The following is a 25893-nucleotide window of genomic DNA, read 5'->3' as shown; positions in this document are numbered from 1 at the left end:
TTACCACCCTCTTGCCTTTCTATTTTGTAATTTCCCTAGTGCCATATCCATCTGCGGTGCAATTCCTCCAACAAGCTCTCCAGAGTCAAGTACAATACTTGTTTCAGAGAACTTAGGAAAATATGTATCCATGATGGCAAGCACTCTATTCATAACGCTTAGTAAATCTCCGTTTGCTCCAGCTGTCATATTCTGAAGAGTATCAAGTCCCATAATTACTTCCGGTCCTGCCTCTCCGCCTCCAAGAAGATGTCCGCCTTTACTTCCAAAGATAGTTGCTCCATTTAAGAGCATTGGCTTATTCATAGCCTTCTTATACCAATCAATAGATAGATGTGGTACAGATGGTGGTGCTAAAGAGAAATGTCCACTAATGCTAAAATGAGGCAGTTTAATATGTGGTAGTTTTAAGCTGATACCAGCAAAGAAACCTTTAATCGCATCTACCACATTTTTAACCTTATTTTTTGCAGCCTCGATTGGTGTAACAATGGCACTCTTTATACCATTCCAAATGGAAACGGCTGTATTTTTGATTCCATTAAATATAGAACTTACTGTACTTGATACCGCATTAAATACCGATGATACCTTTGACTTTATCCCATCTACCACAGATCCAATTACATTTTTGATTACGTTCCATACATTTGTTACAACTGATTTTATTGCATTAAAGATTGTAGTAATCACAGTTTTGATAGCATTAAGGACTGTTGAAATCGTAGTACTAATTGCATTCCATACAGTTGTAATGACTGTTTTTATGGCATTCATGACAGTAGAAATAAAGGAACTAATCGTATTTAAGACCGTCATTACTACCGTCTTTATTGCCTCCCACACAGCTATAATAGTTTCTTTACAGTTTTCCCAAATAAATCTAAAGGGAAGTGTGATCAGTTCAAAGTAGCCTTTAATAAGCTCTACGATAAACATCAATGCTACAGTAAGAACATTTTTTATGGTTTCCCAAACTGTAGTGAAGATACTAACTAAACCTTCCCATATTCCTTTAAAAAAGTTTGATATAGTCTGCCAAATACTCATAATTGCAGTGGATACTGTTTCCCATAAGCCTTTGAACCACTCTGTAATAGCACCCCAATTTTTTATAATGGCAATGATGGCCACTACTGCTGCTATGATAGCTGCAATAATTCCTATAATTGGAAGAAGTGAAACATTAAGTGCTCCAAAGCCAACTGCTGCCCCACCAGCGGCAGTACCTGCGGCTGCTGTTCCTGCTGCACTTGCTCCTCCTGCAACGCCCACTGCTGTAGTTGCGGTGGCTGTTCCTCCAAGTAGTCCTATAAGTCCGCCAAATGCAGATGTAATGGTTCCAACTGCTGTGATGACTTTTCCTATGACTACTAAAACAGGTCCTACAGTTGCAGCAATAAGAGCAATTTTTACAATGGCATCTTGCATACCAGGAGATAGACTATTCCACCTTTCATTTAAGGATTTCATCATCTCAGAAAATTTGGTAAGCATCGGTGCAAGAACGCTCATAAGAGAGTTGCCGACATCAGCACCTACTATCTTTAAGCTATTAAGAGAGGTCTGAAACTTATCGATTGGATCTAAGGTTTCATTAAAGGTTGAATCTACATTCCCGATATTGTCCTTTAGTGATGTCCCAAGTTCCTCAAAAGATAGTGAACCATTCTTACAAGCTTGATAAATTGCCCCGCCTGCTCTTTTACCAAAGAGTTCATAAGCAGCTTGTAGTCCTTCCGTTTCACTACTAGCATTCACCATGCTGTCTTGGATTTCTTTTAGTGCCTCTTTCATAGGCTTTCCATTTGCTGTAGCATTAGCAAGTGCCTTTGTAAGTCCTGTCATTACCTGTGATGTATCTGCACCAGACATTTCAACATTACCAAGGAAATTTGCTGCATCACTTGCAGAAAAGCCAAGTTGCTGAAGTGCTGCAGAGTTTGTCACCATGCTCCTCGCAAGAGTATCCATACTGATGCCGGTTCTTTGTCCCACAGCATTCATGGTATCAAGTAAAGCTCCTGCATCTTCTGCTTTAAGACCAAAAGCAGATATGATCTTCTGCGTATTATCAATAGCAGTGGAAACATCTGTATTATTAAGCTGAGCAAACTTAATGAACTTACCAGATAAATCCTCAAGTTTCTTACCAGTAAGGCCAAATCTAGTATTTACTTCACCAATAGCAGCACCTGCTGTTTCAAAATCTGTAGGAATTGAAGTCGCAAGGTTCTTCATACTGGTTTGCATTTCTTCTAATGCCTTACCAGATGCACCTGTTTTTTGGACAATTATATCCATACCAGCATCAACATCATTAAATGCCTTTAAAGAAGCAGCACCCATCGCTACGATAGGTGCTGTTATATGCGTAGATAGACCTTTACCAACTTCAGTAGTTTTATCTCCAACTTCCTTAATCTTATCCCCTGCCTCTTTTATAGAAACAGATAATGCAGATGGTACTTTCTTTGCTTCTTCCTGAAGGGACTTTAGATTATTTTCTGTTTCGATGATTTCTCTTTGAAGGGCATCATACTTATCTTGTCCAAGTTCCCCATTTTCAAGCTGTACTTTTGCCTGCTTATCTGCCTCTTTTAAGGCATTTAGCTTTTCGCTTGTTTCAGAGATTTCTTTTTGCAGTAACTGCTGTTTTTGAGCAAGCAGCTTTGCATTGGAAGGATCAAGTTTTAATAGTCTATTTACATCACGAAGCTGTGACTGAGTGCTTTTTATAGTAGAGTTTACACCTTTTAAGGCTTTATCAAGACCAGTAGTATCTCCACCAATCTCAACAGTAATACCTTTTATTCTATTAGCCACTGTAACCCCTCCTTTCTTAAAAATTGGCATAAAAAAGACACCTACCTTTTGTAGATGCCTTATCTTAAATATTTTATGATCTTAGATTATAAAATTTTTTAAACTCTTATTCACACTAATAGCAAAAGGAATTGTGATGATTGTTGTTATTAAATCTGAAATTGTTTGAGCATATATAACACCATTTAATCCCATAAATTTAGGCAACAATAAAATGATAGGGATAAACACAATCCCTTGTCGCAATGAATTTAGAAATACTCCCCCTAATGCCTTTCCTGTAGACAAATACAAGGTAGAGTAAGTAAACTGAAATCCAAATGTTATAAACATAATTACAGCTGCTCGTAATGCCGGTACTGCTATATTTAATACATTTTCATCAGTCCCAAATATAGATAATATACTTGGTGCAAATATATAAACTATCACAGTCCACGCTACACAAAATACATTTGTCCATTTAATACTTGCCTTTATAGCTTCTCTCACTCTTCCATAATTCTTAGCTCCATAATTAAATCCAGCTAATGGTTGCAATCCTTTCATATATCCAAATACAACATTTGTTCCTAATGTTACAATTCTAAGAACAATACCCATTGCAGCTATTGCTTCTTCTCCATAAAAGGACGCTGCATAAGATATTTTGCTGATAGATATTGTTTGTAGAATTTGAAGTATTAACATGGAGATACCTATCTTTAATATCTCCTTATAAATTGCAACTGTTGGTTTAAAGTTAGGTAACTTTATCTCAATTAAATTTTTATCTCCTACAAAGTAAATGAGATACATTAGACTGGTTATCACTCTGGCTATGAGTGTCGCAATAGCTGCACCTCTCACTCCTAAATTAAGTCCGAATATGAATATCGGATCTAAAATCATATTTGATATAGAGCCTACAATCATAGCCTTTAAGGAAATTTTAGCAGCTCCTTGTGCAACGGCTAAATTCCCAAGTGTTACATTTATCGTTCCCAAAATACCGCCTACTATGAATATTCCTGTATACGACTTAGAAATTTCAATAATAGAGGGGATGGCTCCCATAAATTTCAAAACACCATCTAAATAGCAAAACAATAAAATAGCTATAATTATCCCTAAAATTGCACTTGATATTAGAGCAACTGTTGCTACAATACTTGCTTCTTTTTTATTGTTTCCTCCAAGTAGCCTTGATATATAAGAGCCTGCTCCTGCACCAAATGTTAGTCCTATCCCTAAAAAGATAAGTTGAATTGGAAATGCAACTGAAACGGCAGCTACCGCCTCTTTACCAAGTCCAGACACAAAATAGGTATCCACAACATTGTATAAAGCAGCTACCAACAAACTGATAACCATAGGCATACCTAACTTAAAAAGTGCCTTATCAATATTTTCTTCTTTCAAAATTTTTATTCTACTTTCGTTCATTTAAAATTTCTCCACTTCTCAATATTTTATTTTCTGTATTTATGCAACAAAAAAGGCATAAATACAAAATAGTATCTGCCTTTTGCTTAATAATTTATAAAACAAAAGGCTACAGACAAAACATTGTCCATAGCCTTTTACATTCTATTTATATATCGAGAAATGCACACAAAAATAAAGCCAACTAAATGACCTAATTTTTTGTATTTCCCGATGAAATCTTAAATGTAATCTATTTGCTATACTCTGTACAATGTTTCATCGGTTTCATTTGTACAGAGTTAAGTTTGTTCTTAGGATGATTTTTTAAATATATGCTCATTACGATACCTTTCTCCTTTTTATAAATTATACTATATAAATCAAAATTTATCAAACTCAGCTTGTCCTGCCACTTTGCTATATTTCACTCCGTCATTTGCTTTTTCAGTCCAAATATCTAGTACCATTCCAATTGTAAGTAAATCAAGTTCTGAAATGCTTATCCCTATTTCCACGCATCTTAGTAGAAATAAAGCTGTTGTCATTTCCCTACTACTTTTTGGAAGTTTTTTTTAGACTGAACTTCTGTCTCAAGATTTGCTCCCCAAAGCTCAAGAATTTCAGGAAGAACCTCATAAATAGAAAACATTTCAAACTGGTCAAGCCAATCATCAATGTTTCCTGGAATACTTCTATCTGCATGGTAAGCCATGATGTAGGCTACATTTTCAAATATCTCAAGGTCATCAATTTCAAAAGACCCTTCATTTGCCTTGAATGTTTTCTCCAGCTTTGAGAGGTCTTTGAAAATATCTCTTTTAAATTTAATTCTATATAGTCTAGGGATTGTAGCAGATGAACGAAACTTTACATCAACCTCTCCTACTTTTACTGTTTTCTCAAGCATATTTTCCCTCCTTATTTTCCTGCTGGCTTTGGTGTTTCAGAATTAGCCTGTGGAATATAAACGCTCTTATACCAATTAGCATAAGTATCTGCTGATGTAGTATCTCCAGTTCTTGATTTTACAAGTCCATCTTCTCTTGGATCTGCTGTAAGAGATAATGTTTCTGTTCCAGGCTCTATAGTATCTTCCTTTGTTTCAGATTCAATGGACGGACGAGATGCGGAGCAGTTATATAGGACGTGTCTAATTGCATTTACATCACCGTCAAACTCAAATAAGAGTGCAAACTTTTCTGTTTCTGATACATTCGCCTTTTCTACAAGTACTCCGTTTTTATCCAGATCTTCCTTTAAGATTTCCGTTCTAAACCATTCAGGTATCAGTGCAATTTCAAGGTCACCGCTATATCCGTTATTGGCAGTAGACCTAAAATATACAATACCATCTGCATAAAAAGGACTGGATTCTCCTTCAGCTTCAAGGCTGATACTTACCGCCCCTGGAATTGCTTTAGGATTTTCATAAGAAAATGTCCCTTCGCTTGATTTTTTAAGTTTTGATGCATGAACATTTTTAAGGTTATATTTCACTTTATTTCCCATGATTTTCTTCCTCCATTTCGAAAATATATAAGACTTCGTAGAGTTTTTCTGACTCTATATAAACTTCTGTTTTATTATAAAAAATGCCATGCTCATCGAGCACAGCTTCTACTTTCTTTTCTATGTTCGGACTTTTGTAATCCGTATAGATTTCAATATGAACTTCATTTGCTTTAAAATACACTCTTCCATCTGCTGAAAAGTTATCGCTTGCTGGCAGTAGATAAATAAGAAAAGGCGGCTCTGGCGATTCCCCTTCAGCAAAGTGATGATAAGCATTTGGAAGTCCTATATGCTTTATAATTTCAAGTAACCTATCCATTGGAAATAGCCTCCTTTATCTCTTCTTCAAATACCTTTACAGACTTTTCTTCAGCTGCCGCAATATGTGGTCTAGCAGATACTCTTCCTCCACCACGCTTTGCATGACCAAATTCAAGAAGGTGGGTAAGCTGATATTTGTTTTTTGAATGAACTACAAGCTCTAAACTGCTAGATGTTTCTCTCACAGTTTTTACAGTCCAGCTTTTAGAATACTTACCTGTATCACTTGGAGCATTCGCACTTATTTCATCACGCACAGTCTTTCCTGCTTTTTGAACTGCTTTTTTCACATTTTCCGTTGTAACATCAGCATATTTTTCAAGTTCCTTCATCACTTCAGATGAAAGACTATCAATTTTTATCTTGCTCATCTCTCACACCTCTTACAATGAAGTTTTATACTTTTCTTCTTGAAGTTCATATGGTCTATGCCCTCAATTTCATAAATATCATTATGAAAAATAACTCTATAGCCAACGGAAGATAAGACCGATACTTCTTTGCTGTAGCGAATGGTAAAGTCAATCTTGCTTTCATCCCATATAGCACCACTGCTTGTTTGTTCCTTTGGACTTTCACTGCTGATAGTTGCATAGCAAGAGTAGTATTTACTCCACACATTTTTATGGTTTCCTATTTTATCCACTTCAATTTTGCTTTTTTCTATAGTAATGCGTTCATTTAATAGTGAAACTTTCATTAAAATCCCGCCTTTCTTACTCCAAATAACATGGATCTAAGGGTAATTGTTAGCTCATGATGGTCTGCCTCTTCCCTATGTTCATAAAGATAGGCGGCAGCATATAGCACTGCCACCTTGTATTCTTCAAAATTTTCAACAATGATTTCTTCTTCATCTTTTCTTGCAATTGCAAGGCACATCTTCTCGGAAGACTTAATAAGGGTGCTAATTAAGTCATCATCTTCACTTGTATCCACCCTCAGATAGTTTTTCATTTCATCAAGACTTACAATCATAACTAGCACCCCCCTTCCTTTATTTTGCTTTAATAGTTAAAAGATGAACCGCCTCAGGAAGAATCAGTTTTCCATCCACTCTTTCCTTTGCAATAAAGCCTGTCGTATCCGTTTCAGCATAAAGCTCCGTAAGTTCCTGCATAGACCTTGTTCCTCTGTCTGCAATGTTGTAATAAGAAAAATCACCGAATGCAATGGCAGGTTTTCCCGCTTCTACAAGAGGTGCATACGCTGATGTGAAAATAGGATAACCAAGCAGTCTATCCGGTTCTCCTTCTTTAATGGAAGGCTGCCACATATAGTTTCCGTTACCATCTTTCAGTTTTCTAATGATGGCAATGGTCTGGTCATTCATAATGAATTTAGCCTTTTGACGATATGGTCTTCCAAGTGCATACACGAGACTGATAATATCGTCAGATGAAATAGTTGCTCCTGCTGTTGTTACATCACTAATTGCACCACCATCTTTATGGAAAATTCCAAGTGGCTTTTTCTTTCCATCTCCATTAAGAAACGCATCTTCCTCGGCATTACCGATTGCCTTACCAAACTGCTCAATAATATAATTTTCAAGTGGGAACATACTGTCATATAGAAGTTCATTTGTAATCTTAACACCCACAGCAAGTTTAAAGGCATCAATGGTAATCTGACCGAATGTCGCATCGTCAAATGGAATCTTGCCCCCTTCTTCAACCCAAAGAGCAGCAGGTTTTGTTGCAGTCACCGTAATTCTATGAAGTCCGGATGTGGTAATCTTTGTTCCAAGAGTTCTCATGATGTTATTTTCCGTTAATACATCAATCAGTCTCTTATCATATTCCTCCGGAACAAGATATCCTCCATCAGTGTCCACTCCTTCCTGCAAAAGGTTTGTAACCTGCTTAAAGTTACTTCTGATTGCCTTAAGCATATCCCTTCTGTATTCATCTGATGCTCTTCCCTTTTTCTCCGGATTATCATCCACTTTCATTGGTTTTGTTACGATAGCATCAGACAGAGGCTTAGATAGTTCTTTATCCATCTCCTCAATCTTCTGTAGACGCTCAATTTCTAAGCTGTAGTTATGGACTTTCTTTTCCATTTCATCATAGCTTAAAGCATCTTCTTCAGAAATAAGTCCATCCTTATCTCTCTTGCTATCAAGGAATGCTTTCGCACCTTCCCAAGCCTTATTACGTTTTTCAATCATTTCTAAAATCTTACTCATAGTGTTCTACCTCCAATTTTTCATTAAAAAAAGACGGTCCATTAATTCGTCCGCCTTAACACCTGTATTAGTTTCTTTATTTTCTATCTTGCATTTAGTAGCTATTCTTTCCATCAAAGAATTAACCACCTGTGCTTTTGAATACATCATGCTCACCTGTGGTACTTCTATATCAGTGGTATCACTTCGCTTTAGAATCTCATCTGCAAAGCCAAGCTCCACTGCTTTATGTGCATCCATCCATGTTTCTGAGTCCATTAAATGAGATAGTTTTGCTCTGGACATTCCAGTCTTAATTTCATATGCATTGATGATGGATTCTTTCACTTCATCTAGCATGGAGATTGCTTTTTCCATCTCCCCCTTATTTCCAAACGCTATGGTCATAGGATTATGGATCATAAGCATTGATACCGGACTCATTAATACCTTTGTACCAGCCATTGCAATAACAGACGCAGCACTTGCTGCTATGCCATCAATCTTAACTGTGACATCTCCCTTATAGTCGATTAGCATATTGTAGATTTGGGCTGCTGCCACGCAGTCACCTCCTGGCGAGTTAATCCAAACGGTAATGTTTCCATTCCCCTGATTTAACTCCTCTTTGAAAAGCTGTGGTGTCACATCATCATCAAACCACGATTCTTCAGCTATCGTTCCATTAAGGAATAGAATGCGTTCTGTCACTTCCTCTTCGTTTTGGTTTCTCATTACTTGATTCTTCCAATTCCAAAACTTCTTCATTAGGTTCTTCCTCCTTTCCATCTTCTCCTGCAAATGCTCCTGCCCTTTTAAGCGGGAGCATATTTCCATTTATGAGATATAGGTCACCTCCATCTTCACTTGGAATACGGTCTAGGTTTTCTAATTCTCTAATATCATTGGCAGACATCCATCCGTTTTGTCTTGCTGTAGCATAGCCATTCATTCTAGATTGATAATCACCACGAAGGAGTCCGTCTACATTGAATTTGACATAGTACTTTTTCTTTTCTTCCTCAGTAAAAAGCCTACGAACAATGGACTGCTCCCATCTTGCTACCCAAGGATCAAGTGTATACTTCACAAACTCAAGTGACTGCTGTTCAATATTAGAAAAGCTCGACTTCTCAAGGTCACCTACCATGTGTGGTGGGACTCTAAAGATTCGAGCTATCTCATTGATTTGAAATTTTCTTGTTTCTAAAAACTGTGCTTCATTTGGAGATATTGAAATCGGTGTGTACTTCATTCCTTCTTCCAAAATCGCTATCTTATGACTGTTACTTCCAGAGAACCCTTTTGACCAGCTTTCCCTCATGCCTTCAGGATCCTTTACTGTTCCGGGATACTCTAAGATTCCACTCGGAGTTGCTCCATTAGCAAAGAACTTAGCCCCATATTCTTCTGTCGCAATCGCCATACCTATGGCATTTTTAGCCATCGCAATTGGTGAATAGCCAACAAGTCCATCAAAGCCAAGTCCAGGAATATGAAGAACATCTGACTGATTTAACTTCACTCTTCCTTGTTTTTCTGTTCCTGCATCAGAATCACTGACAAAATATTCATAGTAAATTTGACCTTTATCATCTCTATCTACCTTCATCCTGTCTGGCATAAGCGGATAAAGTCCTAAGACTTCACCCTTACCATTTCTGATAATCTGAGCATAGGCATTACCCCAAAGGAGTAAATGCGTCATCAAGCTTTCCCTAAAGACAAAGCTTGTCATCTCTGGATTTGGTTCATCATGTAGCACCTTGTATAAAGGATGTTCTATAGCCTTAGCTGTGCCAATCTCTGTTCTTTCATAAACATGAAGTGGCAGACTTGCAACTGCCTCAGATAGAATTCTTACGCAGCTATATACTGCAGTCATCTGCATGGCAGACCTTTCATTCACCCTTCTTCCAGATGATGATCCACCCATCAAAAAGCTATATGATGATCCATTTGTTCTATTTGTAGGCTTATCCCTACTCTTAAATAGGCCACTTAATACGCCCATACACATTCCTCCTAATTTTCTGTATGAAAAAAACACCTCCTAAGAGATGCTCTTAATAGTAAAGTTTTAACTATATACCGGCTCTACTGTTTCTTTCAAAAGACAAATATCTAGTCCAATCTTCATGGCCTCGTAAACATCTGTCATTGTGCCTCCAAGGTTAAGAACCTCATTTTGAATATCTTCTTTTGTCCATCCTTTTGAACCATCATTTTCTCTTGCAAACTTATCCATGACTTTTTTAACTACAAGTTCTAATACCTCTTTTTCTAACATTATATTTCCCTCCTTTAATCCGTTTTACTTGGTTTGTATAGGTTAAACGAAGTTGAATATGAGTACAACCCACTTGTAAGAAATAGGGATTTAAATGTAAGAATTAAGTATTTTAATGTTGTTTTTTAAATGAATAAAATACCCCTGCCATCATATACACTTTCTGTATTTTGATTTCCACATCGGATTGCTCTATCAAGTCCCATGATGGTTGCTATAGCCCCATCAATTTTTTCTGTGGACTTTTCCTTATCAGCTTTGATGTTTCCAGCAGGATCGGTTCTAATAAAGATATTATCCATCATCCATCTAAGAACTGGATTTCCACCGTGAGCAAGTTTTTGTTCCAGTGTTAATTTCATTAATTCCTTGGTTGGTGGACTCATATCCTTAAAACCCTGTCCAAAAGGCACTACGGTAAAACCCATATTTTCTAGGTTTTGTACCATCTGAACAGCACCCCAACGGTCAAATGCAATTTCTCTTATATTGAATCTTTCACCTAGCTTTTCTATGAATTTTTCAATATAACCATAATGCACAACATTACCTTCTGTTGTCTGAATGTATCCTTGTCTTTCCCAAACATCATAAGGTACATGGTCACGCTTTACTCTTAAATCCAGTGTTTCTTCAGGTATCCAAAAGAAAGGCATAATGCAAAATTTATCGTCTTCATCTATTGGAGGAAACACTAAAACAAAGGCTGTAATATCCGTTGTAGATGAAAGGTCAAGGCCTCCGTAGCATACTCTTCCTTCAAGTTCATCTTCGCTTACTGCAAATGAACAAGCATCCCACTTTTCCATAGGCATCCAGCGTACAGCTTGTTTTACCCATTGGTTAAGTCTTAATTGTCTGAAGGAGTTTTCTTCACCTGGATTTTGCTTAGCTGATTCACAGGCTGCCTTTACTTTATCTATTCCAACCGTCACCCCAAGAGATGGATTTGCTTTCTTCCATACTTTAGGATCTGTCCAGTCATCTTCTTCATCAGCACCATAAATCACTGGATAAAAAGTGGGATCTATTTTTCTTCCTTCTAAAATATCCTTAGCCTTTTGATGCGTTTCATAGCAGATAGAATGAGTATCAGTACCTGCAGTTGTAATAAGAAAATATAAAGGCTGAGTTCTAGCATCACCTGAACCTTTAGTCATAACATCAAAGAGTTTTCTATTTGGCTGGGTATGAAGTTCATCAAAAACTACCCCATGAATATTAAAACCGTGTTTGGAGTAGGCTTCTGCTGATAAGACTTGATAGAAAGAATTTGTTGGTTGAAAAATAATTCTTTTCTGTGATGCTAATATCTTAACTCTACGGTTAAGCGCAGGACACATTCTTACCATATCCGCTGCAACATCAAATACAATTGTTGCCTGCTGTCTATCAGCAGCACATCCATAAACTTCAGCTCTTTCTTCACCATCACCACAACAAAGAAGTAAGGCGACAGCAGCGGCAAGCTCACTCTTACCCATCTTCTTTGGGATTTCAATGTAGGCTGTATTAAACTGCCTATATCCATTTGGCTTAATTACGCCAAATAAATCTCTTATAATCTGTTCCTGCCAAGGTAGTAACTTAAATGGCTTACCTGCCCATGTACCTTTGGTATGGCTTAGGCATTCAATGAAATTTACAGCATAATCTGCATGGTCTTTGCTATAGATAGAATCTTTTAATTTAAATTTTGTAGTCTTGTATTTTGCCATCAACTCACCCCTTTTAGGCATAAAAAAATACAGCCCTTTGGCTGCTACTACGAGAAACAGAGCCTAAGCTCTGAAACTACTTTGTTTTTTAATTTTGTTTTAATGCCCACTCAATTGCGTGACCATCATCTTCAAATCTTTCTTTGCTTACTTCCCTTAGTCCAATAAAACCTTCGCATGAATGGTCATCATCTAGAAATTCATAAACTGCTGCAAAGTAGCAATTTCCATCTGGGTGATAGTAGTGTCCTACAAGAATCACCCTATCTCCAAAGGTTATGACCTTACCCCATCTAGTTTCTAAATCTTCCGGTGTTGCCTGTGTTGGTATCTTGTACTTGTTAGCTAAATCTATCATTTTGCTCATCTTATTTTCCCTCCAATTCTAAGAATTCATCGTAGGTGATGAGGCCTTCGTCATAAAGCTCAAAGTTTTCATTGCCCTTGTAGAATTCTCTTTCTTTTTCTTCTCTTTCTTTGGCTCTTTTTAGGTATTCATTCCAGCCAATCTTGCCTTCGTCATAAAGTTTTCTTTCAGGCTCTCTTTTATAAAATGCTGCTTTCTTCTCATTTAGTTTTTTTGTCGCTTCCTTAAAAATTTCTTGCTTTGTCATTGTTTTTCCTCCTCTTGTTTTGGTATGTGTATATTCCCGTAATTTGAAGGATATATCAAGTCATTTTTAAAGAAATATGTGCTTTATTTTCATAATAATTATATTTTTATTTGCCATAAATAATGAAATCAACATAAGCCTTTCTATCGATTTCAAGAAAATCAACAAGTTCATGAAAGTCCATTTCGTAAGCTATTCTTTGAACAGTATTTACATCAAACATATTTGTGAGTCCTGTATCCCTTATTGTGAGGATCTGCTCTTTTATTTTATCGTTCATCTGAAACCCTCATGCAGAAATCTTCACCATAAGCTACACTTAGGCTACTTCCGTTATCCCAAGAAACCATAATGGAACCAATATCATCAACACCCCTTACTGTTCCTTTTGTACCAATAGGCGGTGCCTGGATATCCTCCATAAAGACAAGCTCCACTCTACTTCCCACCGGATATCTTTTCCTTATTCCTTCAACAACCTCTCTACTTGGAAATCTCATCTTCATGACCTCCATTTCTAAAAGCTGATGATCCTGAAAGTTTTTCAAGAAGTAATTTTCTATCATTCTTAAATTCATCTCCGATAAAGCCAAGTCTTAAAAGAAAACATCTAAAGACATACTTTTCATTTATAACTTCTTTGGAAGATTCGTTGATACGTTTAGCACCCACGCTCATCTTACAAAGTGCTGCAATGAATTTTGTATATGTCATTAGATGTTCGTTATCGATATTTTCAAACCAATGAAAACTTACTTTTTCTTCATCTTCCTCTATCTCAAGGCTTGTAACTCCCAGTGCCTTTTTGATTAAATTGCCCTTGTTTTCAAGAATTTTATTGAGTTTGGCTAAATCTACCTTATCCCTTGGTATCGCCACTGTAAGGCTTTGTGTGGCGTCGTGTTCGCTTTTACTTTCTTCCTCGGGTATAAAGCCGTCACCGATAAGATTGTAAACTAACCTTTCAAGTGCGAAATCATCTTCACATAAAACCGTCCCCGTCTTATCAATTGTAAAGATTCCAACCTCATAAGCTGTACTTGGCATTCCTAAATACTTGGATTTTTCATTTGTGATTCTTTCAATCCCTTTGACAAGCTCTTTTCTCTCTTTACCTGTAACATCAAATTTTACTTGCACTTGTTTTTCCTCCTTTAGTTTTGGTATGTGTATATTCCCGTACTATCAGAGATTTATCAAGTTATATCTGTTCATTACTTAAAATAAAAGTGCTTAATTCCTGCAAGTACAAAGCATACATTAGGAAGTGCTACACCATTCCCCCACATTTTGTATTCTGCTGAATCAGTATGGGGATTTGATAGCCATTTTCTTATCTGCTTTTCACTTCTAGGCTTAGTAGCTTTCGTCACAACTTTTCTATAGGTTTCAAAGACCTCTTTCCAAAATGCCAGTTCTTCCTCTGTGGGATTGATGGTTTCTAAATCATCACACCAACCATCCGGGAAACCTTGAAGTCTTCCGCATTCCTTTGGTGTAAGCCTTCTAACAATATATCCTTTACCCTCCATGTCATTTACTACTGGAGGATCCTTATAGTCACTAGCAACTAAAGTATTAGCCAGATTTTCCACCGCCTCGGTATGATGCGAATTTTTACTTGTTGAATAAATTTCTTTTTCTACTATAAGTTTACCTTGACCTGCCATCTCACTATGAACACCCTTTGGCCCATCCATCGCACAAAGTGTACCTGCTGTTTTGTCACAGTAGACAATGACAAGTCCGCCTTGATTGGCTTCCGGTGAGTTTTGACCCGTGTTAATGGTTCTTGCCACATCAGTTTCATAAACATTAGCTCTATGATTTTTGGTGTTTTCTGATGTAATACGGACATCAAAGGTTCTGGTACTATCCTCAACTACAAAAGGCTGGTTGTTTCCACCAGTTCCAAGGCTTGCTCCTATAGTATTACTAATATCAATCGGGCCTTTAAACCTAGAGTCCTGTCCATGATTTTCAAATACCAATGGTGGATGATTCCCTACGCTTGCAGTGATTGTTCCACTCTTATTTTTATGAACATCCATCCTCTGACCCCCTTGGTCATTTAAGCATAGATTTGTGACTGAACTTCTAATGCTACCTTTAGAACCTGTGGCAGTTCTTTGCCACGGGCTTTTGCTCTTTTCAAGATGCCAAGGCATGCCCTCGGACTCAAATAATATTTTTCCGGCACTTCTTCCATTAAAATCGCAGACAAGATAGATGCGTCTTCTTCTTTGGGGAACTCCCCAGTACTGAGCATCAAATACCCTCCATGCGAGTGAGAAATCTTCTGCCATGATAAGACCTGCGTTTTGCCATTTCTTAGGTCTAGCCTCATCAATTTTATGTCCTTTGATCCCACAGATTTCTTTGAGGACTGAAAAGAAGTCCTCTCCTTTGTTTGAGGAGAATGCACCTGGCACATTTTCCCAAACGATATATCTTGGTTTTTCTCCATGCGTTTCCTCCCTCATTTCTTTAATAATTCTAATTGCCTCATAAAATAAATTAGAGCGAGAACCACTTAGCCCCGCTCTTTTACCTGCTATAGACATATCTTGGCATGGGCTGCCAAAAGTGATAATGTCCACAGGTTCTATTTCATTTCCTTTAATACCAGATATATCTCCTAAATGTTTTACATCCGGCATTCTTCTAGTTGTTACTCTAATTGGAAAAGGCTCAATTTCTGAACAACTAATAGGCTTTATACCTACAAGTTTTGCTCCTAAACAAAATCCTCCTGAACCATCAAATAGAGAACAAAGTGTTAGAGGTTTATTTTGTTTTTTCTCCATGTGTTTCCACCTCTTTCACTAAATCTTTATATGATAATTTCTTACCACCACGAATCACATAGACATTTTCATTATCCCCGGTATCTTCCACATATCGTCTTAAAATAACTGATGCATACTTTTCATCAAGTTCCATCGTATGACAGATTCGATTTGTCTTTTCACAAGCCATTAAGGTTGAACCACTACCTCCAAAGGTATCAATGACGATGGCATTTTCTTGACTTGAGTTTTGAATCGGATAGGAAAGTAAATCTAGTGGCTTTGATGTCGGATGATTTTCATTTCTCTTTGGTTTATCAAAGTTCCAAATAGTTGTTTGTTTTCTATCGGAATACCATGAATGCTTACCATTTTTAAGAAAGCCATAAAGCACAGGTTCATGTTGCCACTGATAATCACTTCTACCAAGAACAAGTGAGTTCTTTACCCATATACAACAGCCTGCAAGATGAAATCCTGCATCAATAAAGGCTTTTCTAAAATTAAGTCCTTCCGTATCAGCGTGAAATATATAGGCTGCTCCACCACTTTCCAAATGCTCTGCCATATTTTGAAAGGATAGAAGAAGGAAATTATAAAACTCTTCCTCTTTCATCGAATCGTTTTTTATCGTAAGTCCACTGGCACTTTTAAATGAGACCCCATAAGGGGGATCGGTAATAATGAGATTGGCTTTTTTACCACTCATCAAAGTATCTACATCTTCCTTACTTGTTGCATCACCACACATCAGAGTGTGTTTGCCAACATTCCAGACATCGCCTTTTTCTACAAAGGCAGCTTTTTCAAGTGCTGATGTCAAGTCAAATTTATCATCTTCCACCGTTTCCTTTTCAGAGTTTCCAAATAACTCATCTAGCTCTGCTCCATCAAAACCCGTTAGGGCTAAATCAAAATCCATACCTTCTAATTCTTCAATCTCAATTCGGAGTAGTTCCTCATCCCAGCCAGCATCAAGTGCCATTTTGTTGTCAGCTATGATATATGCTTTCTTCTGTGCCTCAGATAGATAGTCTACAAGTACACATGGCACTTCTTCCATCTTTTCTTCCTTAGCTGCCATAACTCTTCCGTGACCTGCGATGATATTAAACTTGGAATCAATGATAACCGGATTGATAAAACCAAATTCTCGTAAAGAGGATCTAAGTTTCATAATCTGCTCTGGAGAGTGAGTTCTTGCATTATTCACATAAGGGACTAGTTTACTAATTTCCACCATTTCCATTTTTGTTTTCATAAACTCACCCCATTAAAAAAGACCCCATTCAGCGAATTTCTCAAATCCACCAATAGAGTCTATATACTTTCTTGCGATATTCACGATTTCGCTATACGGCTTACCATCAACTACTTCATCACCAATGGCACAGCTAAGTTCAATCAGTCTTTGTTCCTCCTGTGCTTTAAGAAAAGCGTAGATATTTACTGATATATCTGCTTTGGATAAGTCTTTACCATGAAGGCCTCCACCTGTAACTGAGTCTGACATATCTGAACCAAGCTTTCTGTTAGTAGCACCTGTATCAACATTAAATCCACCAGTCCAATCTCCTAATGGATTTACGATTGCATTTGGATAAAATTTTTCAAGTTCATTTTTACTTGCATTACTTTGACAAATAATAAGCTTTGTATCATCTAGGATATATTTGCCATCATATGGATATTTAGAATAAATTTTTCTTGCTATCTTAGATAACTGTTTTTGTTCAAGTGTAAGAGGTACTCCTTTAAATATGCCATTATCCCCACATCGGATAGTTTCTTCTTGGTTTTTAGATAGATATTTATCCTGTCTTACAATAACAATATCTTTTTTAACATTTCCAGCAATACGGGATATTGTCTCTTTTATTTCTTTATACTTAAAATTGACCGTGCTTTCTATAATCACATGACAAACACCATGACCGATTAAGACTTCTACGGCAACTTTAGGATTATCACAATTTTTATATGCGATATCTACGATAGCACCTGCGATTCTATCTGCAATTTTATCTGGGTGTTTTGGATTTACTTTTTCTATCATTTTTCTTATCTCCTTCTTCTTAATAGCTGCTCCATAAGGTCGTCGCTATCTTCTTCATAAATTTCTGTACAGTTCTGTTTGACGATGTCGTATATCTCATACCAAATAAGATTTGCTGTTTTTTGAAACTGTGATGACATCTGAATAAATGGCGAAGCAATTACCCCACCTGTTGTTGGATGCTTTCCAAGCATTCCATACCTGCTAATAGCATCCTCGCATTGAATATATCTGGCAAAGGCCTGTGAATATGACTCAAGCAATCTTTTATTTACTAACTTTTCGCATTTTCTCTCCTTTAGCCACAGCCATGTTTCTTTATATATTTCATCTGCGCCTAGTGGAATACCATCCTTTTGTTTTGCAGATAGATACTCACCAGGTTTTGGCATATCTATTCCATCAAGTTCTACACCATCAGGTAAATCTACAGAATCAAGTTCTGCATAGTACATATCCGGTATATCATTGGCAAGCAGTTTTACTTTTTCTCCATTTTGTATTTTTTCAGCTATCGGTCTTGGTTTATCTCCTGCTTTTACTCTTCTGCCACCTCTGTATGTTCCGTCTTTAGCCACATTCGTCACTTCCTTTCCATTCATATTTTTTAGTTTTCTTTAATACCCTCTTTGAACCTGCGTTTTTGTGCGTGAGACCCCACGCCCGTTCCCCAAGGGATAGATTCGTAGAGATTTTGACCGCCCCTCCCATTTATTTTTTATTCCAACGGTCTCCTCTTTGGGCATGAATTCTTGCATGACACGATTTGCATAAAGATATCAAATTACTTTTATTATGATTTCCACCTTCAGATAAGGGTTTAATGTGATGCACTTCTTCAACAGGAACCATAATGCCTTTTTTAAAGCACTCCTCACAAAATGGATGCTCCTTAACATAAACATCTCTTACTCTTTTCCACACTCGTCCGTATCTACGGCGTACAGCAGGATTCCTGTCGTACTTCTCATAGCGTTTGTTTTCATCCTTTTGATGTTTATCACAAAACCTGCCATAAGTTAGGTTAGGACATCCAGGATAAGAACATGGTCGCTTTGGTTTTCTTGGCAAGCCACTCTCCTCCTTTTTCTATAAGAAAAGCCCTGCAGGTTTCCCCACAAGGCTTTCTGTTTTTATTTATACTTTTTACAATTATATCTTACCACATTATCTTATGTGACATCTACTGCCAATCACTGCCAATCACTGCCATTAGCTGACAACTTTTAATATTGATTGGATTTTCTGGTAGTGTCAATTTGGCTAATGCATTTCCATGCCATCTATATACTGTCCTTTCACTTGCAAATAAGAGTGAACAGATCTCATCCCATTCTAGACCTTTGACATACCTGTAATTTAAAACTAGCTTTTCATTTATGCTTTCTAATGGTTCTATTGTTTCAAGTATCTGAAGTTTTAGGTCCATAAAAAGGTTTACTTCATTGGCTATCTTTATCTCAAGAATATTTATCTTATCAAGCCACTTTTCAAATGGTGCTCTTGTGCTTTTTGTAGTTTGTACATAATCTCTATCAAAAGCAATACTTGAAACGCTGTCTGACAATTCTCTTATTCTTTTTAGTTCTTCCAAATCAAGCTCAATAATTCGATTTAGTAATCTGTGCTGCTTTAAATATTCTTTTTTATCCATTCTTACCTCCATCTTGAGGTAAGTTCTCCATAGAACCTCTTTTCCTCTTTATTTTAATCTTGCTTTTACTGAATCTATAAGTGCATCTTGAATTTTTTCTTTTACTTTTAGTGCCCTCATTACATCCTCATCAATTGTTCCTTTGGAAACGATATGATGGATAACAACGGTTCTATTTTGCCCTTGACGATAAAGCCTAGCATTTGTCTGCTGATAAAGCTCAAGACTCCAAGTGAGAGAAAACCAAATGAGTGTTGAACCCCCAGCCTGTAGGTTTAATCCATGACCAGCACTAGCAGGATGAATTACTGCCACAGGTACATTCCCATTATTCCAATCAGAAATATCCTTGCTAGTTTTTATCTCTCTAACCTTAAAGCGTTTCTTTATCCTTTCAAGATCAGATTTAAACCAATATGCTATAAGGACAGGTTTACCGTTGGCACCTTCTATTAAATCTTCAAGTGCATCAAGTTTCCTATCATGAATCTGTATGCTTTCCTTATTCTCGTTATAGACTGCTCCACTTGCCATTTGAAGAAGTTTATTTGAAAGGGCTGCAGCATTTATAGCATCAATTTCTTCATCTTCAAGTTTTAGCACCATATCAGCTTTTAATCTGTCATATAGTTTTCTCTCTTCTTCAGATAAAGTAACTATCACTTCGTTCATGATACACTCTGGCATTTTCAGAAAATCTTTTGATTTCATGGAAATCGTAATATCTGATATAAGCTGATAGATTTCTTTCTCTGCTCCATCTTTAGGTTTATATGAAAATATCATCTGCTGATTTCTTTTGTCTGGTATAAAGAAGTTCTGTCTGTAGTGAGTGATATATCTTCCAAGCCTTTCTCCCATATCTAGGAGTCTAAACTCTGCCCACAAATCCATAAGTCCATTACTGGATGGTGTACCTGTAAGTCCTACGATTCTCTTTACCTTTGGTCTTACTTTAAGAAGTGACTTAAACCTTTTTGCCTGATAACTTTTAAAAGAGGATAGTTCATCAATGACTACCATATCAAATGTCCACTTGAATCCACTTTTTGTAATAAGCCAGTCTACATTTTCACGGTTAATAATGTAAATGTGTGCGGGTTTCTTTAATGCATCAAGCCTTTCTTTTTCACTTCCAGTGACTACAGAATAGCTAAGATATTTTAGATGTTCCCATTTTTTAATCTCCTCTGGCCATGTAGAAATTGCAACTCTTAATGGGGCGATAACAAGAGTCCTTGATACATCAAAGTAATCAAGTATAAGTTCATTTATTGCACTAAGGCTTATGACACTTTTTCCAAGACCCATTTCCAATAGAACTGCTGATATTGGATTATTTATGATAAAGTCCGTTGCATACCTTTGGTAATCATGAGGATAGTATTTCATCAATAACACCACCGATCATTTCTTGATCATCAATCACAAAACATTTAAATCCTAACTTCCTAAAATCAGCCATTCTTTTTAGCTGAAGAGGTCTTGGTTTTTTACCTTTTGCCTTAAGTTCTACAAAAGCAAACTTCCCTTCCGGGAGAAGAAGTAAACGATCTGGAATACCAGATAGACTAGGACTTACAAATTTTATTGCAAAACCACCTTTTTCTTTCACCTTACGAACTAAGCATTTTTCAATATCACTTTCTCTTAAACAGCTCATCTGCTCTCTCCTTTGCCATAGCCTTTATTTTTTCATCAATATCATTTCTTGTCTCACTAGCTAAATTGCCGTAAAACACATCAACATATTTATTTCCAAGATTAGGATAGTCAGAAAACATATTACTATCAGCCTTTGAACAGATTTCATCAATAGTATTTAATGCGTTTAATAACCTACCTGTATCCTTGGCATGAAGTATAGGACTAATTGCAACTACCGCTTTTGTCCCAACTGTCTTAAGGAGTCTCATATACGCTCCTGCATTTTCATAAACTTCAATTTTTCTTTCATTTCTTGTAATCATCGTATTTCTATTCCTTTCATCAAATTGTTAAAAATAGTTTTGTCCTATTTTGTCACGCTGTCGCTATATAGATAGCTTTTTTAAATTAATTTATTTATATATAAAGTATTGCTACGTATAGAACTGTGTATGGGACGTGGGAACAGCGTGACAAAACCCTTATATGTGTGACAAAAAAGTCTTTTACTCCGATAAAACACTCGGATTGATGGAATACACCACATTCTTAGGTCTTCCATTTCTCATTTTTTCTGCCGGATCTATTTCTGAAAGACGGATATATCCATAGTCTTCAAGATTGTCCAGTATGCTCTGTGCCTCTTCTGCACTTCCAACCCACCTGCAAAGTCTCATGACTTCCCTTCTTGTAATGTTTACAAGTTCTTTTTCTTTTAATTTTTCAAGAACCATAAGAGCTGCCTTAAAGTCTGAACGAACTCCCATATCTCCATAGGCATTAACTGCATGGACTAAAAAATATTTTCCAATTTTACAAGCATTAGAAAAAACTTCTTCATCAATTACAATCGGTGAATCTTCTTCTAAAAGAGCATCTCCCACATCTTTTTTTATCACACTACTTCTTGCAAGTATCCCTGCAATGCGAAGCGTATTTCCCACTAGTTTTCCGAGCCAATCGCTGTACATAGTAAATTCACCTACAAGCTTTTGTTCCACCCAGTCAAAATACTCTTTTAAGAGTTCCTTTGCCTTTTCACTCAGCTTTATAATTTGTGTGTTTCCCGTCTTTTCTTCCATCAGAATATTATCGATTAACTCCTTATATTCCCTATATACATCTTTGGAAATGCATTCTGATTCTAAGGTCCTTTTTCCAACAAAAGATTGTGGTGTAGTGTATAGAAATCTTGCGGTTAGCCCTCTATGACGAAACTTCTTATTTCTCATTAGCTCACCAATCACTACAGGTTGAACAGACAAAAGAATGCTAAGACACGCATTTTCAACATAGATAGAATTTCTCATAATTCTATCTACGGATATGTTTTCTCCGGAGTATGCTTTAAGGAAAACATCAATATTTACCTTGCTGGAATAAGTGCCTGATATGACATCAAAAATTCCACCTTCAGATGAAATAATAGAAATAGCGTTATTATTTTCTGCCAAACTTTCTGTGAGTTTTTCAGTAGTCGTATCATCCACATAAACCTTTAAAGGCTTACTTTCTGTAAAATTTACAAGTTCTTCTACCACACTTCTGATTTCATCATTAAATTCACTAGCAGTTTTGTCCTCTCCCTTTTTCTTACTTTGGCTCAGAAGACTGTTTTTCTTGTTTTCTAGTCTCTGTTTGATGACTTTAGACATTTCAAACTCCACTTTATGAATTTGGTTATATTTTTTGATATATTCATCCACAGGTTTTATGACAAGCGAAATAACTGCAGACTTTCTTTCCGAAGGCTCTGCTATAATTACACTGTAAATATTAGTTGGTTCATGCCAATCCGCTTTTCCCTCAACTTTATATAAATTTTTCATACAAGCTGATACAGTAGCAAGAACTCCAACTGCTGCCATATCCACAGGAGTCTGTGTTGATTTTCCTACAGCAATTGCATAGTTTCGTAAAACCTTAGGAAGGGCTTCAATAGGAAAATCTGGCATCTTTTCTCCCGTAAACGGTAATGGCTTCTCCCAAGAAACTTTTTTATATTCGTCTGGAGGTATATATCCTTTTTGTTTAGATATATTTTCATAAAAGCTAATTGCACTCTTCCAAATGAGTGAAAGTTCTTCCCTATCCAAAGGAGGGTTACACTTTTCAGATTCCTCTAAAAATGCTTTTTTTGCCTTTTCGCTTTTCCCGTATCGTTTTAAGATAATTCCTGCAAAATGGCTTAATGTAGAATTGCGACTTCCTTCTTGTATTTGGCTACCTAATATAGGTAGATCTTCAAATTTTCTTCTTCCTAAATAGCCAGTAACTGTTAAATCCCCTTCATAAAGTTCCACTTCCGGATTTGATGTGCCATAAATAAACCTTGCGGCATCTAAAGCATTATCATCAAAATATGGAAATTTAGCTTGAATTTGCACTTTATAATCAGCGTATTCATCAGCATCTTTTATTTCCTTAACAGGAAAATACACATGAAATCTTGGTCTTGCTGACTTAGAGCCTTTAATTTTCATGTGGTTCCTACTGTAGGAAGCATAAAAGCATACATCAGGGAAGTCTAATGCAACATCAAAAGGTGTCACCCAGTCTTTTTCATCATCTGAGTGATCATTGTCACAGTCCATAGGTATGCAATTAGAAGTTATGAACTTATCTTTACTTCTATAACTTCCTTGAAACTCTGCTGTAACATGGTCAAAAGAGATAGCTTTTATAAAGCTATCCCTATCAGATACCAAGACCTCATTTGGATATATACAATTGCTACTATTTCCAATACAAGTAGCAGTATGAATTTTAAAATTTAGCATTTGTCTTAACCTCCAAACCCTCACTTGTAAAATACTTAATCACCTGTTTTCTTTTTTCAGCAATTTCAATTTCTCTTTTCATGCCTTCAGTCGTTTGACTGCCAAACACCCATACTTCCTGGCATTTACCAAGAAGTATGATATCCATGAAAAGTGCATCTTTTCTTTGTTCTAAATCTCTATCATCCGTAAAAGGAAATAAGAGATGTGGTGTGACAGGAATTGCACCATTCTTATAGGCAAGTTCCGCATAGTGAATGGCTTTCTTAATGTTTAAATCTTTATCACCACCATATGGAGAGCAGATATATGCAAGTGGTCTAAAGTTTGGATTTTCAAGGTGCTTCTTGTATGTCTTACTCATAATCTGCCTCCTTTGAAATTTTAGTTAGATACCACTCAAGCTGTCTTTTTCTTGCTTGATAATCTGGAGTAGAAATCAAAAGACCTGCATCAATTTTCTGTAATCTATCAATCAGATACATTTGTTCAGATGTTAGGTACGGACGGATACTTTGACCCTTTTCAATCCCGTAAAGTTCTCTTACCTGTTTTGCTGACATTCCAAGAACTAGGCGATTAATCATGTCACACTCATTGCTATAGTGATAAGCCTTTGGATTATCATGAATTAATGCAATATTTTCTGTTAGAATTGGGAACATTTCTCTAGCAGAGATAATCGTTGTTATGAAGTCCTCCATTTCGTTGAACTTCTTAATATAAAGCTCTTTAAACTTCATGGCTTTTTGTCCTGTATATCCCATTGCCAAAATGGTAAAACCGTCTCTTGTTAACAGATAGCATGGTAGTTTTCTTCCAGTAGTATCTCTATATTCACTGAGCGCAAAATTGAGCTCAGTGAATTCTTCACTCAGCCCAGATTTGGGCTCAGTGATTGACTGAATATCACGAATTACATGTGAATGTCTTTTTTCAAAAAACTGTGCAACAAATCTGCTATCTACTCTGGCGGTGTTGTGCTTGTCAGCCATAATGCCATAATCATTCATTGGAATCATTGCTTTCATGATTAACACCTCCATTCACACATCCGCTTAATTCTTCTACTGCCACTTGGAGCTCTTTTATTTGCTGGTCTCTTACCTTATCCATTGTTTCCAAGTAGGTGATTCTTTCTTCAATAGTCATCTATTTGACCTCCTGTAATTTTTTTAAAGGCACTATTACCTTCTAAATCACAGGCAAAGAAAAAGAGCGGATAGTAAACCCCGCTCAAAATTTTTCTAATCTTTTTTATAAAATTCACATTCATAACCATCTGCACGAAGTAGTAATCCCTTAGCCCAAGGTGGCGTCCTTCCCATTTGATCACATACTGCAGAAAGGTTCATTCTTTTATCTGCCTCTATTATTATTTCATCATGGACATGTGCTACTATCTGGCAGTTTTTTAATGTCTTCATAGCAAAAAGCAAAATATCTCTTGCCGTTCCTTGAATAATATTTTCTACAAATTTAGGACCATAACTTTCCAGTCTATCCCACTTTTTAGCATTACCGACACCTTCATAAGTAACTGACTCACCACCGAACTTATTCTCGCCAATTCTAGGTTTTACATAGGCAAGTTTTCTGCCTGAAGGAAGTTCAATAAAAAGGAATCCACTTTTCCATGAGAATTTTATGCCATGAGTTTTAGTATCTATTCTTTGCTTTATACAGGTTTTGACCGCTCTATCTACATCCCACCAAAGACTAGTAATCATAGGATTAGAGTTTCTCCAAGCATCAACCAGTGGCTGAAGTTCTTCTTCAGCAAGTCCCATATCAAGTGCTCCCATAGCTTTTAAGGCACCAACCGAGCCACCATAGCCAAGTGCAAGTTCTGCGATTTTACCCTTTGGGCGAAGTTCACTATTTACCCCATGCTTTTCAACCGGAACTCCAAACATCTGACTAGCCGATGAACAATAAATATCTTTACCTTCTTCAAATACCTTCATTCTCCATTTTTCTCCTGCAAGCCATGCAAGGACTCTTGCTTCAATAGCTGAAAAGTCAGCTACTATGAATTTGTTATTGTTTTTAGGTACAAAGGCTGTTCTAATCAGTTGAGATAAGGTATCTGGGATATCTTCATATAAA

At 36.7% G+C, this 25893-nt stretch carries 33 protein-coding genes; all 33 read right to left on the bottom strand.

The window, feature by feature from the left end:
- Complete coding sequence (locus tag HMPREF2852_RS04740) at nt 1-2826, bottom strand: phage tail tape measure protein (protein ID WP_070606289.1); 2826 nt, start codon at nt 2824-2826, stop codon at nt 1-3.
- Nucleotides 2827-2907: 81 nt separating this feature from the next.
- The gene (locus HMPREF2852_RS04735) at nt 2908-4251 is read right to left on the bottom strand and encodes an MATE family efflux transporter (RefSeq protein ID WP_070606261.1); all 1344 of its coding nucleotides are present in this window, start codon (nt 4249-4251) and stop codon (nt 2908-2910) included.
- 362 nt (nt 4252-4613) lie between these two features.
- Complete coding sequence (locus HMPREF2852_RS09795; protein ID WP_185953104.1) at nt 4614-4778, bottom strand: hypothetical protein; 165 nt, start codon at nt 4776-4778, stop codon at nt 4614-4616.
- Nucleotides 4775-5140, bottom strand: coding sequence for a hypothetical protein (locus HMPREF2852_RS04730; RefSeq protein WP_070606259.1), 366 nt, complete (start codon nt 5138-5140; stop codon nt 4775-4777). The genes HMPREF2852_RS09795 and HMPREF2852_RS04730 overlap by 4 nt, the downstream gene beginning before the upstream one ends.
- A gap of 11 nt (nt 5141-5151) precedes the next feature.
- A complete protein-coding gene (locus tag HMPREF2852_RS04725; RefSeq protein WP_070606257.1) occupies nt 5152-5742 on the bottom strand; it encodes a major tail protein in 591 nt (196 codons plus the stop codon).
- Complete coding sequence (locus tag HMPREF2852_RS04720; RefSeq protein WP_070606255.1) at nt 5732-6064, bottom strand: hypothetical protein; 333 nt, start codon at nt 6062-6064, stop codon at nt 5732-5734. The genes HMPREF2852_RS04725 and HMPREF2852_RS04720 overlap by 11 nt, the downstream gene beginning before the upstream one ends.
- Nucleotides 6057-6437 carry an HK97-gp10 family putative phage morphogenesis protein gene (locus HMPREF2852_RS04715; protein WP_070606253.1) on the bottom strand — a complete coding sequence of 127 codons (381 nt, stop codon included), beginning with the start codon at nt 6435-6437 and terminating at the stop codon, nt 6057-6059. The genes HMPREF2852_RS04720 and HMPREF2852_RS04715 overlap by 8 nt, the downstream gene beginning before the upstream one ends.
- The gene (locus tag HMPREF2852_RS04710) at nt 6434-6766 is read right to left on the bottom strand and encodes a phage head closure protein (protein WP_070606251.1); all 333 of its coding nucleotides are present in this window, start codon (nt 6764-6766) and stop codon (nt 6434-6436) included. Before HMPREF2852_RS04710 ends, HMPREF2852_RS04715 begins: the two co-directional genes overlap by 4 nt.
- On the bottom strand, nt 6766-7044 hold the full coding sequence (locus tag HMPREF2852_RS04705; protein WP_070606250.1) for a head-tail connector protein: 279 nt from the start codon (nt 7042-7044) through the stop codon (nt 6766-6768). The genes HMPREF2852_RS04710 and HMPREF2852_RS04705 overlap by 1 nt, the downstream gene beginning before the upstream one ends.
- Before the next feature lie 19 nt (nt 7045-7063).
- The gene (locus tag HMPREF2852_RS04700) at nt 7064-8257 is read right to left on the bottom strand and encodes a phage major capsid protein (protein WP_070606249.1); all 1194 of its coding nucleotides are present in this window, start codon (nt 8255-8257) and stop codon (nt 7064-7066) included.
- A gap of 6 nt (nt 8258-8263) precedes the next feature.
- A complete protein-coding gene (locus tag HMPREF2852_RS04695; protein WP_186821925.1) occupies nt 8264-9004 on the bottom strand; it encodes a head maturation protease, ClpP-related in 741 nt (246 codons plus the stop codon).
- Entirely contained in the window at nt 8922-10250 is a 1329-nt protein-coding gene (locus tag HMPREF2852_RS04690) for a phage portal protein (RefSeq protein WP_070606247.1), read from the bottom strand. Before HMPREF2852_RS04690 ends, HMPREF2852_RS04695 begins: the two co-directional genes overlap by 83 nt.
- A 66-nt stretch (nt 10251-10316) precedes the next feature.
- The gene (locus HMPREF2852_RS04685) at nt 10317-10526 is read right to left on the bottom strand and encodes a hypothetical protein (protein WP_019116078.1); all 210 of its coding nucleotides are present in this window, start codon (nt 10524-10526) and stop codon (nt 10317-10319) included.
- 125 nt (nt 10527-10651) lie between these two features.
- Nucleotides 10652-12244 carry a terminase large subunit gene (locus tag HMPREF2852_RS04680; RefSeq protein WP_070606245.1) on the bottom strand — a complete coding sequence of 531 codons (1593 nt, stop codon included), beginning with the start codon at nt 12242-12244 and terminating at the stop codon, nt 10652-10654.
- A gap of 88 nt (nt 12245-12332) precedes the next feature.
- Complete coding sequence (locus HMPREF2852_RS04675; RefSeq protein ID WP_070606243.1) at nt 12333-12611, bottom strand: Nmad4 family putative nucleotide modification protein; 279 nt, start codon at nt 12609-12611, stop codon at nt 12333-12335.
- Nucleotide 12612: 1 nt separating this feature from the next.
- Nucleotides 12613-12858, bottom strand: a complete 246-nt coding sequence (locus HMPREF2852_RS04670) for a hypothetical protein (protein WP_070606241.1) — start codon at nt 12856-12858, stop codon at nt 12613-12615.
- Nucleotides 12859-12964: 106 nt separating this feature from the next.
- A complete protein-coding gene (locus HMPREF2852_RS04665) occupies nt 12965-13138 on the bottom strand; it encodes a DUF5049 domain-containing protein (protein ID WP_070606239.1) in 174 nt (57 codons plus the stop codon).
- The gene (locus HMPREF2852_RS04660; protein ID WP_070606237.1) at nt 13128-13358 is read right to left on the bottom strand and encodes a DUF4314 domain-containing protein; all 231 of its coding nucleotides are present in this window, start codon (nt 13356-13358) and stop codon (nt 13128-13130) included. Before HMPREF2852_RS04660 ends, HMPREF2852_RS04665 begins: the two co-directional genes overlap by 11 nt.
- Nucleotides 13342-13998: a virulence protein gene (locus tag HMPREF2852_RS04655; RefSeq protein WP_070606235.1), complete on the bottom strand. Its 657-nt coding sequence runs from the start codon at nt 13996-13998 to the stop codon at nt 13342-13344. Before HMPREF2852_RS04655 ends, HMPREF2852_RS04660 begins: the two co-directional genes overlap by 17 nt.
- Nucleotides 13999-14072: 74 nt before the next feature.
- Entirely contained in the window at nt 14073-15665 is a 1593-nt protein-coding gene (locus HMPREF2852_RS04650; protein WP_070606232.1) for a DNA cytosine methyltransferase, read from the bottom strand.
- Nucleotides 15646-16908: a site-specific DNA-methyltransferase gene (locus HMPREF2852_RS04645; RefSeq protein WP_070606230.1), complete on the bottom strand. Its 1263-nt coding sequence runs from the start codon at nt 16906-16908 to the stop codon at nt 15646-15648. The genes HMPREF2852_RS04650 and HMPREF2852_RS04645 overlap by 20 nt, the downstream gene beginning before the upstream one ends.
- Nucleotides 16909-16920: 12 nt before the next feature.
- Nucleotides 16921-17703 carry an S-adenosylmethionine synthetase N-terminal domain-containing protein gene (locus tag HMPREF2852_RS04640; protein ID WP_070606228.1) on the bottom strand — a complete coding sequence of 261 codons (783 nt, stop codon included), beginning with the start codon at nt 17701-17703 and terminating at the stop codon, nt 16921-16923.
- Nucleotides 17704-17708: 5 nt separating this feature from the next.
- A complete protein-coding gene (locus HMPREF2852_RS04635) occupies nt 17709-18281 on the bottom strand; it encodes a P27 family phage terminase small subunit (protein ID WP_026064997.1) in 573 nt (190 codons plus the stop codon).
- Between the two features lie 133 nt (nt 18282-18414).
- Complete coding sequence (locus tag HMPREF2852_RS04630) at nt 18415-18774, bottom strand: HNH endonuclease (protein WP_070606226.1); 360 nt, start codon at nt 18772-18774, stop codon at nt 18415-18417.
- Nucleotides 18775-18886: 112 nt separating this feature from the next.
- On the bottom strand, nt 18887-19357 hold the full coding sequence (locus tag HMPREF2852_RS04625) for a hypothetical protein (RefSeq protein WP_070606225.1): 471 nt from the start codon (nt 19355-19357) through the stop codon (nt 18887-18889).
- Nucleotides 19358-19405: 48 nt separating this feature from the next.
- On the bottom strand, nt 19406-20749 hold the full coding sequence (locus HMPREF2852_RS04620) for an SNF2-related protein (RefSeq protein WP_070606222.1): 1344 nt from the start codon (nt 20747-20749) through the stop codon (nt 19406-19408).
- Complete coding sequence (locus HMPREF2852_RS04615) at nt 20730-21020, bottom strand: VRR-NUC domain-containing protein (RefSeq protein ID WP_070606220.1); 291 nt, start codon at nt 21018-21020, stop codon at nt 20730-20732. The genes HMPREF2852_RS04620 and HMPREF2852_RS04615 overlap by 20 nt, the downstream gene beginning before the upstream one ends.
- The gene (locus HMPREF2852_RS04610) at nt 20998-21327 is read right to left on the bottom strand and encodes a hypothetical protein (RefSeq protein WP_070606218.1); all 330 of its coding nucleotides are present in this window, start codon (nt 21325-21327) and stop codon (nt 20998-21000) included. Before HMPREF2852_RS04610 ends, HMPREF2852_RS04615 begins: the two co-directional genes overlap by 23 nt.
- A gap of 183 nt (nt 21328-21510) precedes the next feature.
- Nucleotides 21511-23784 (bottom strand): DUF3987 domain-containing protein, encoded by a 2274-nt coding sequence (locus HMPREF2852_RS04605; RefSeq protein WP_070606215.1) that lies wholly within the window; start codon nt 23782-23784, stop codon nt 21511-21513.
- Complete coding sequence (locus tag HMPREF2852_RS04600) at nt 23771-24148, bottom strand: DUF7768 domain-containing protein (protein ID WP_070606213.1); 378 nt, start codon at nt 24146-24148, stop codon at nt 23771-23773. The genes HMPREF2852_RS04605 and HMPREF2852_RS04600 overlap by 14 nt, the downstream gene beginning before the upstream one ends.
- Nucleotides 24141-24815 (bottom strand): Rha family transcriptional regulator, encoded by a 675-nt coding sequence (locus HMPREF2852_RS04595; protein WP_070606211.1) that lies wholly within the window; start codon nt 24813-24815, stop codon nt 24141-24143. The genes HMPREF2852_RS04600 and HMPREF2852_RS04595 overlap by 8 nt, the downstream gene beginning before the upstream one ends.
- On the bottom strand, nt 24790-24936 hold the full coding sequence (locus HMPREF2852_RS09790; RefSeq protein WP_176269829.1) for a hypothetical protein: 147 nt from the start codon (nt 24934-24936) through the stop codon (nt 24790-24792). The genes HMPREF2852_RS04595 and HMPREF2852_RS09790 overlap by 26 nt, the downstream gene beginning before the upstream one ends.
- 95 nt (nt 24937-25031) lie before the next feature.
- Nucleotides 25032-25893, bottom strand: an 862-nt coding sequence (locus tag HMPREF2852_RS04590; protein WP_261668072.1) for a DNA polymerase, incomplete at its 5' end; no start/stop codon positions are given.

This window comes from Anaerococcus sp. HMSC065G05 (assembly GCF_001812365.1).
GTDB classification, from domain to species: domain Bacteria; phylum Bacillota; class Clostridia; order Tissierellales; family Peptoniphilaceae; genus Anaerococcus; species Anaerococcus vaginalis.
This window is presented reverse-complemented; position numbering and strand designations above follow the sequence as displayed.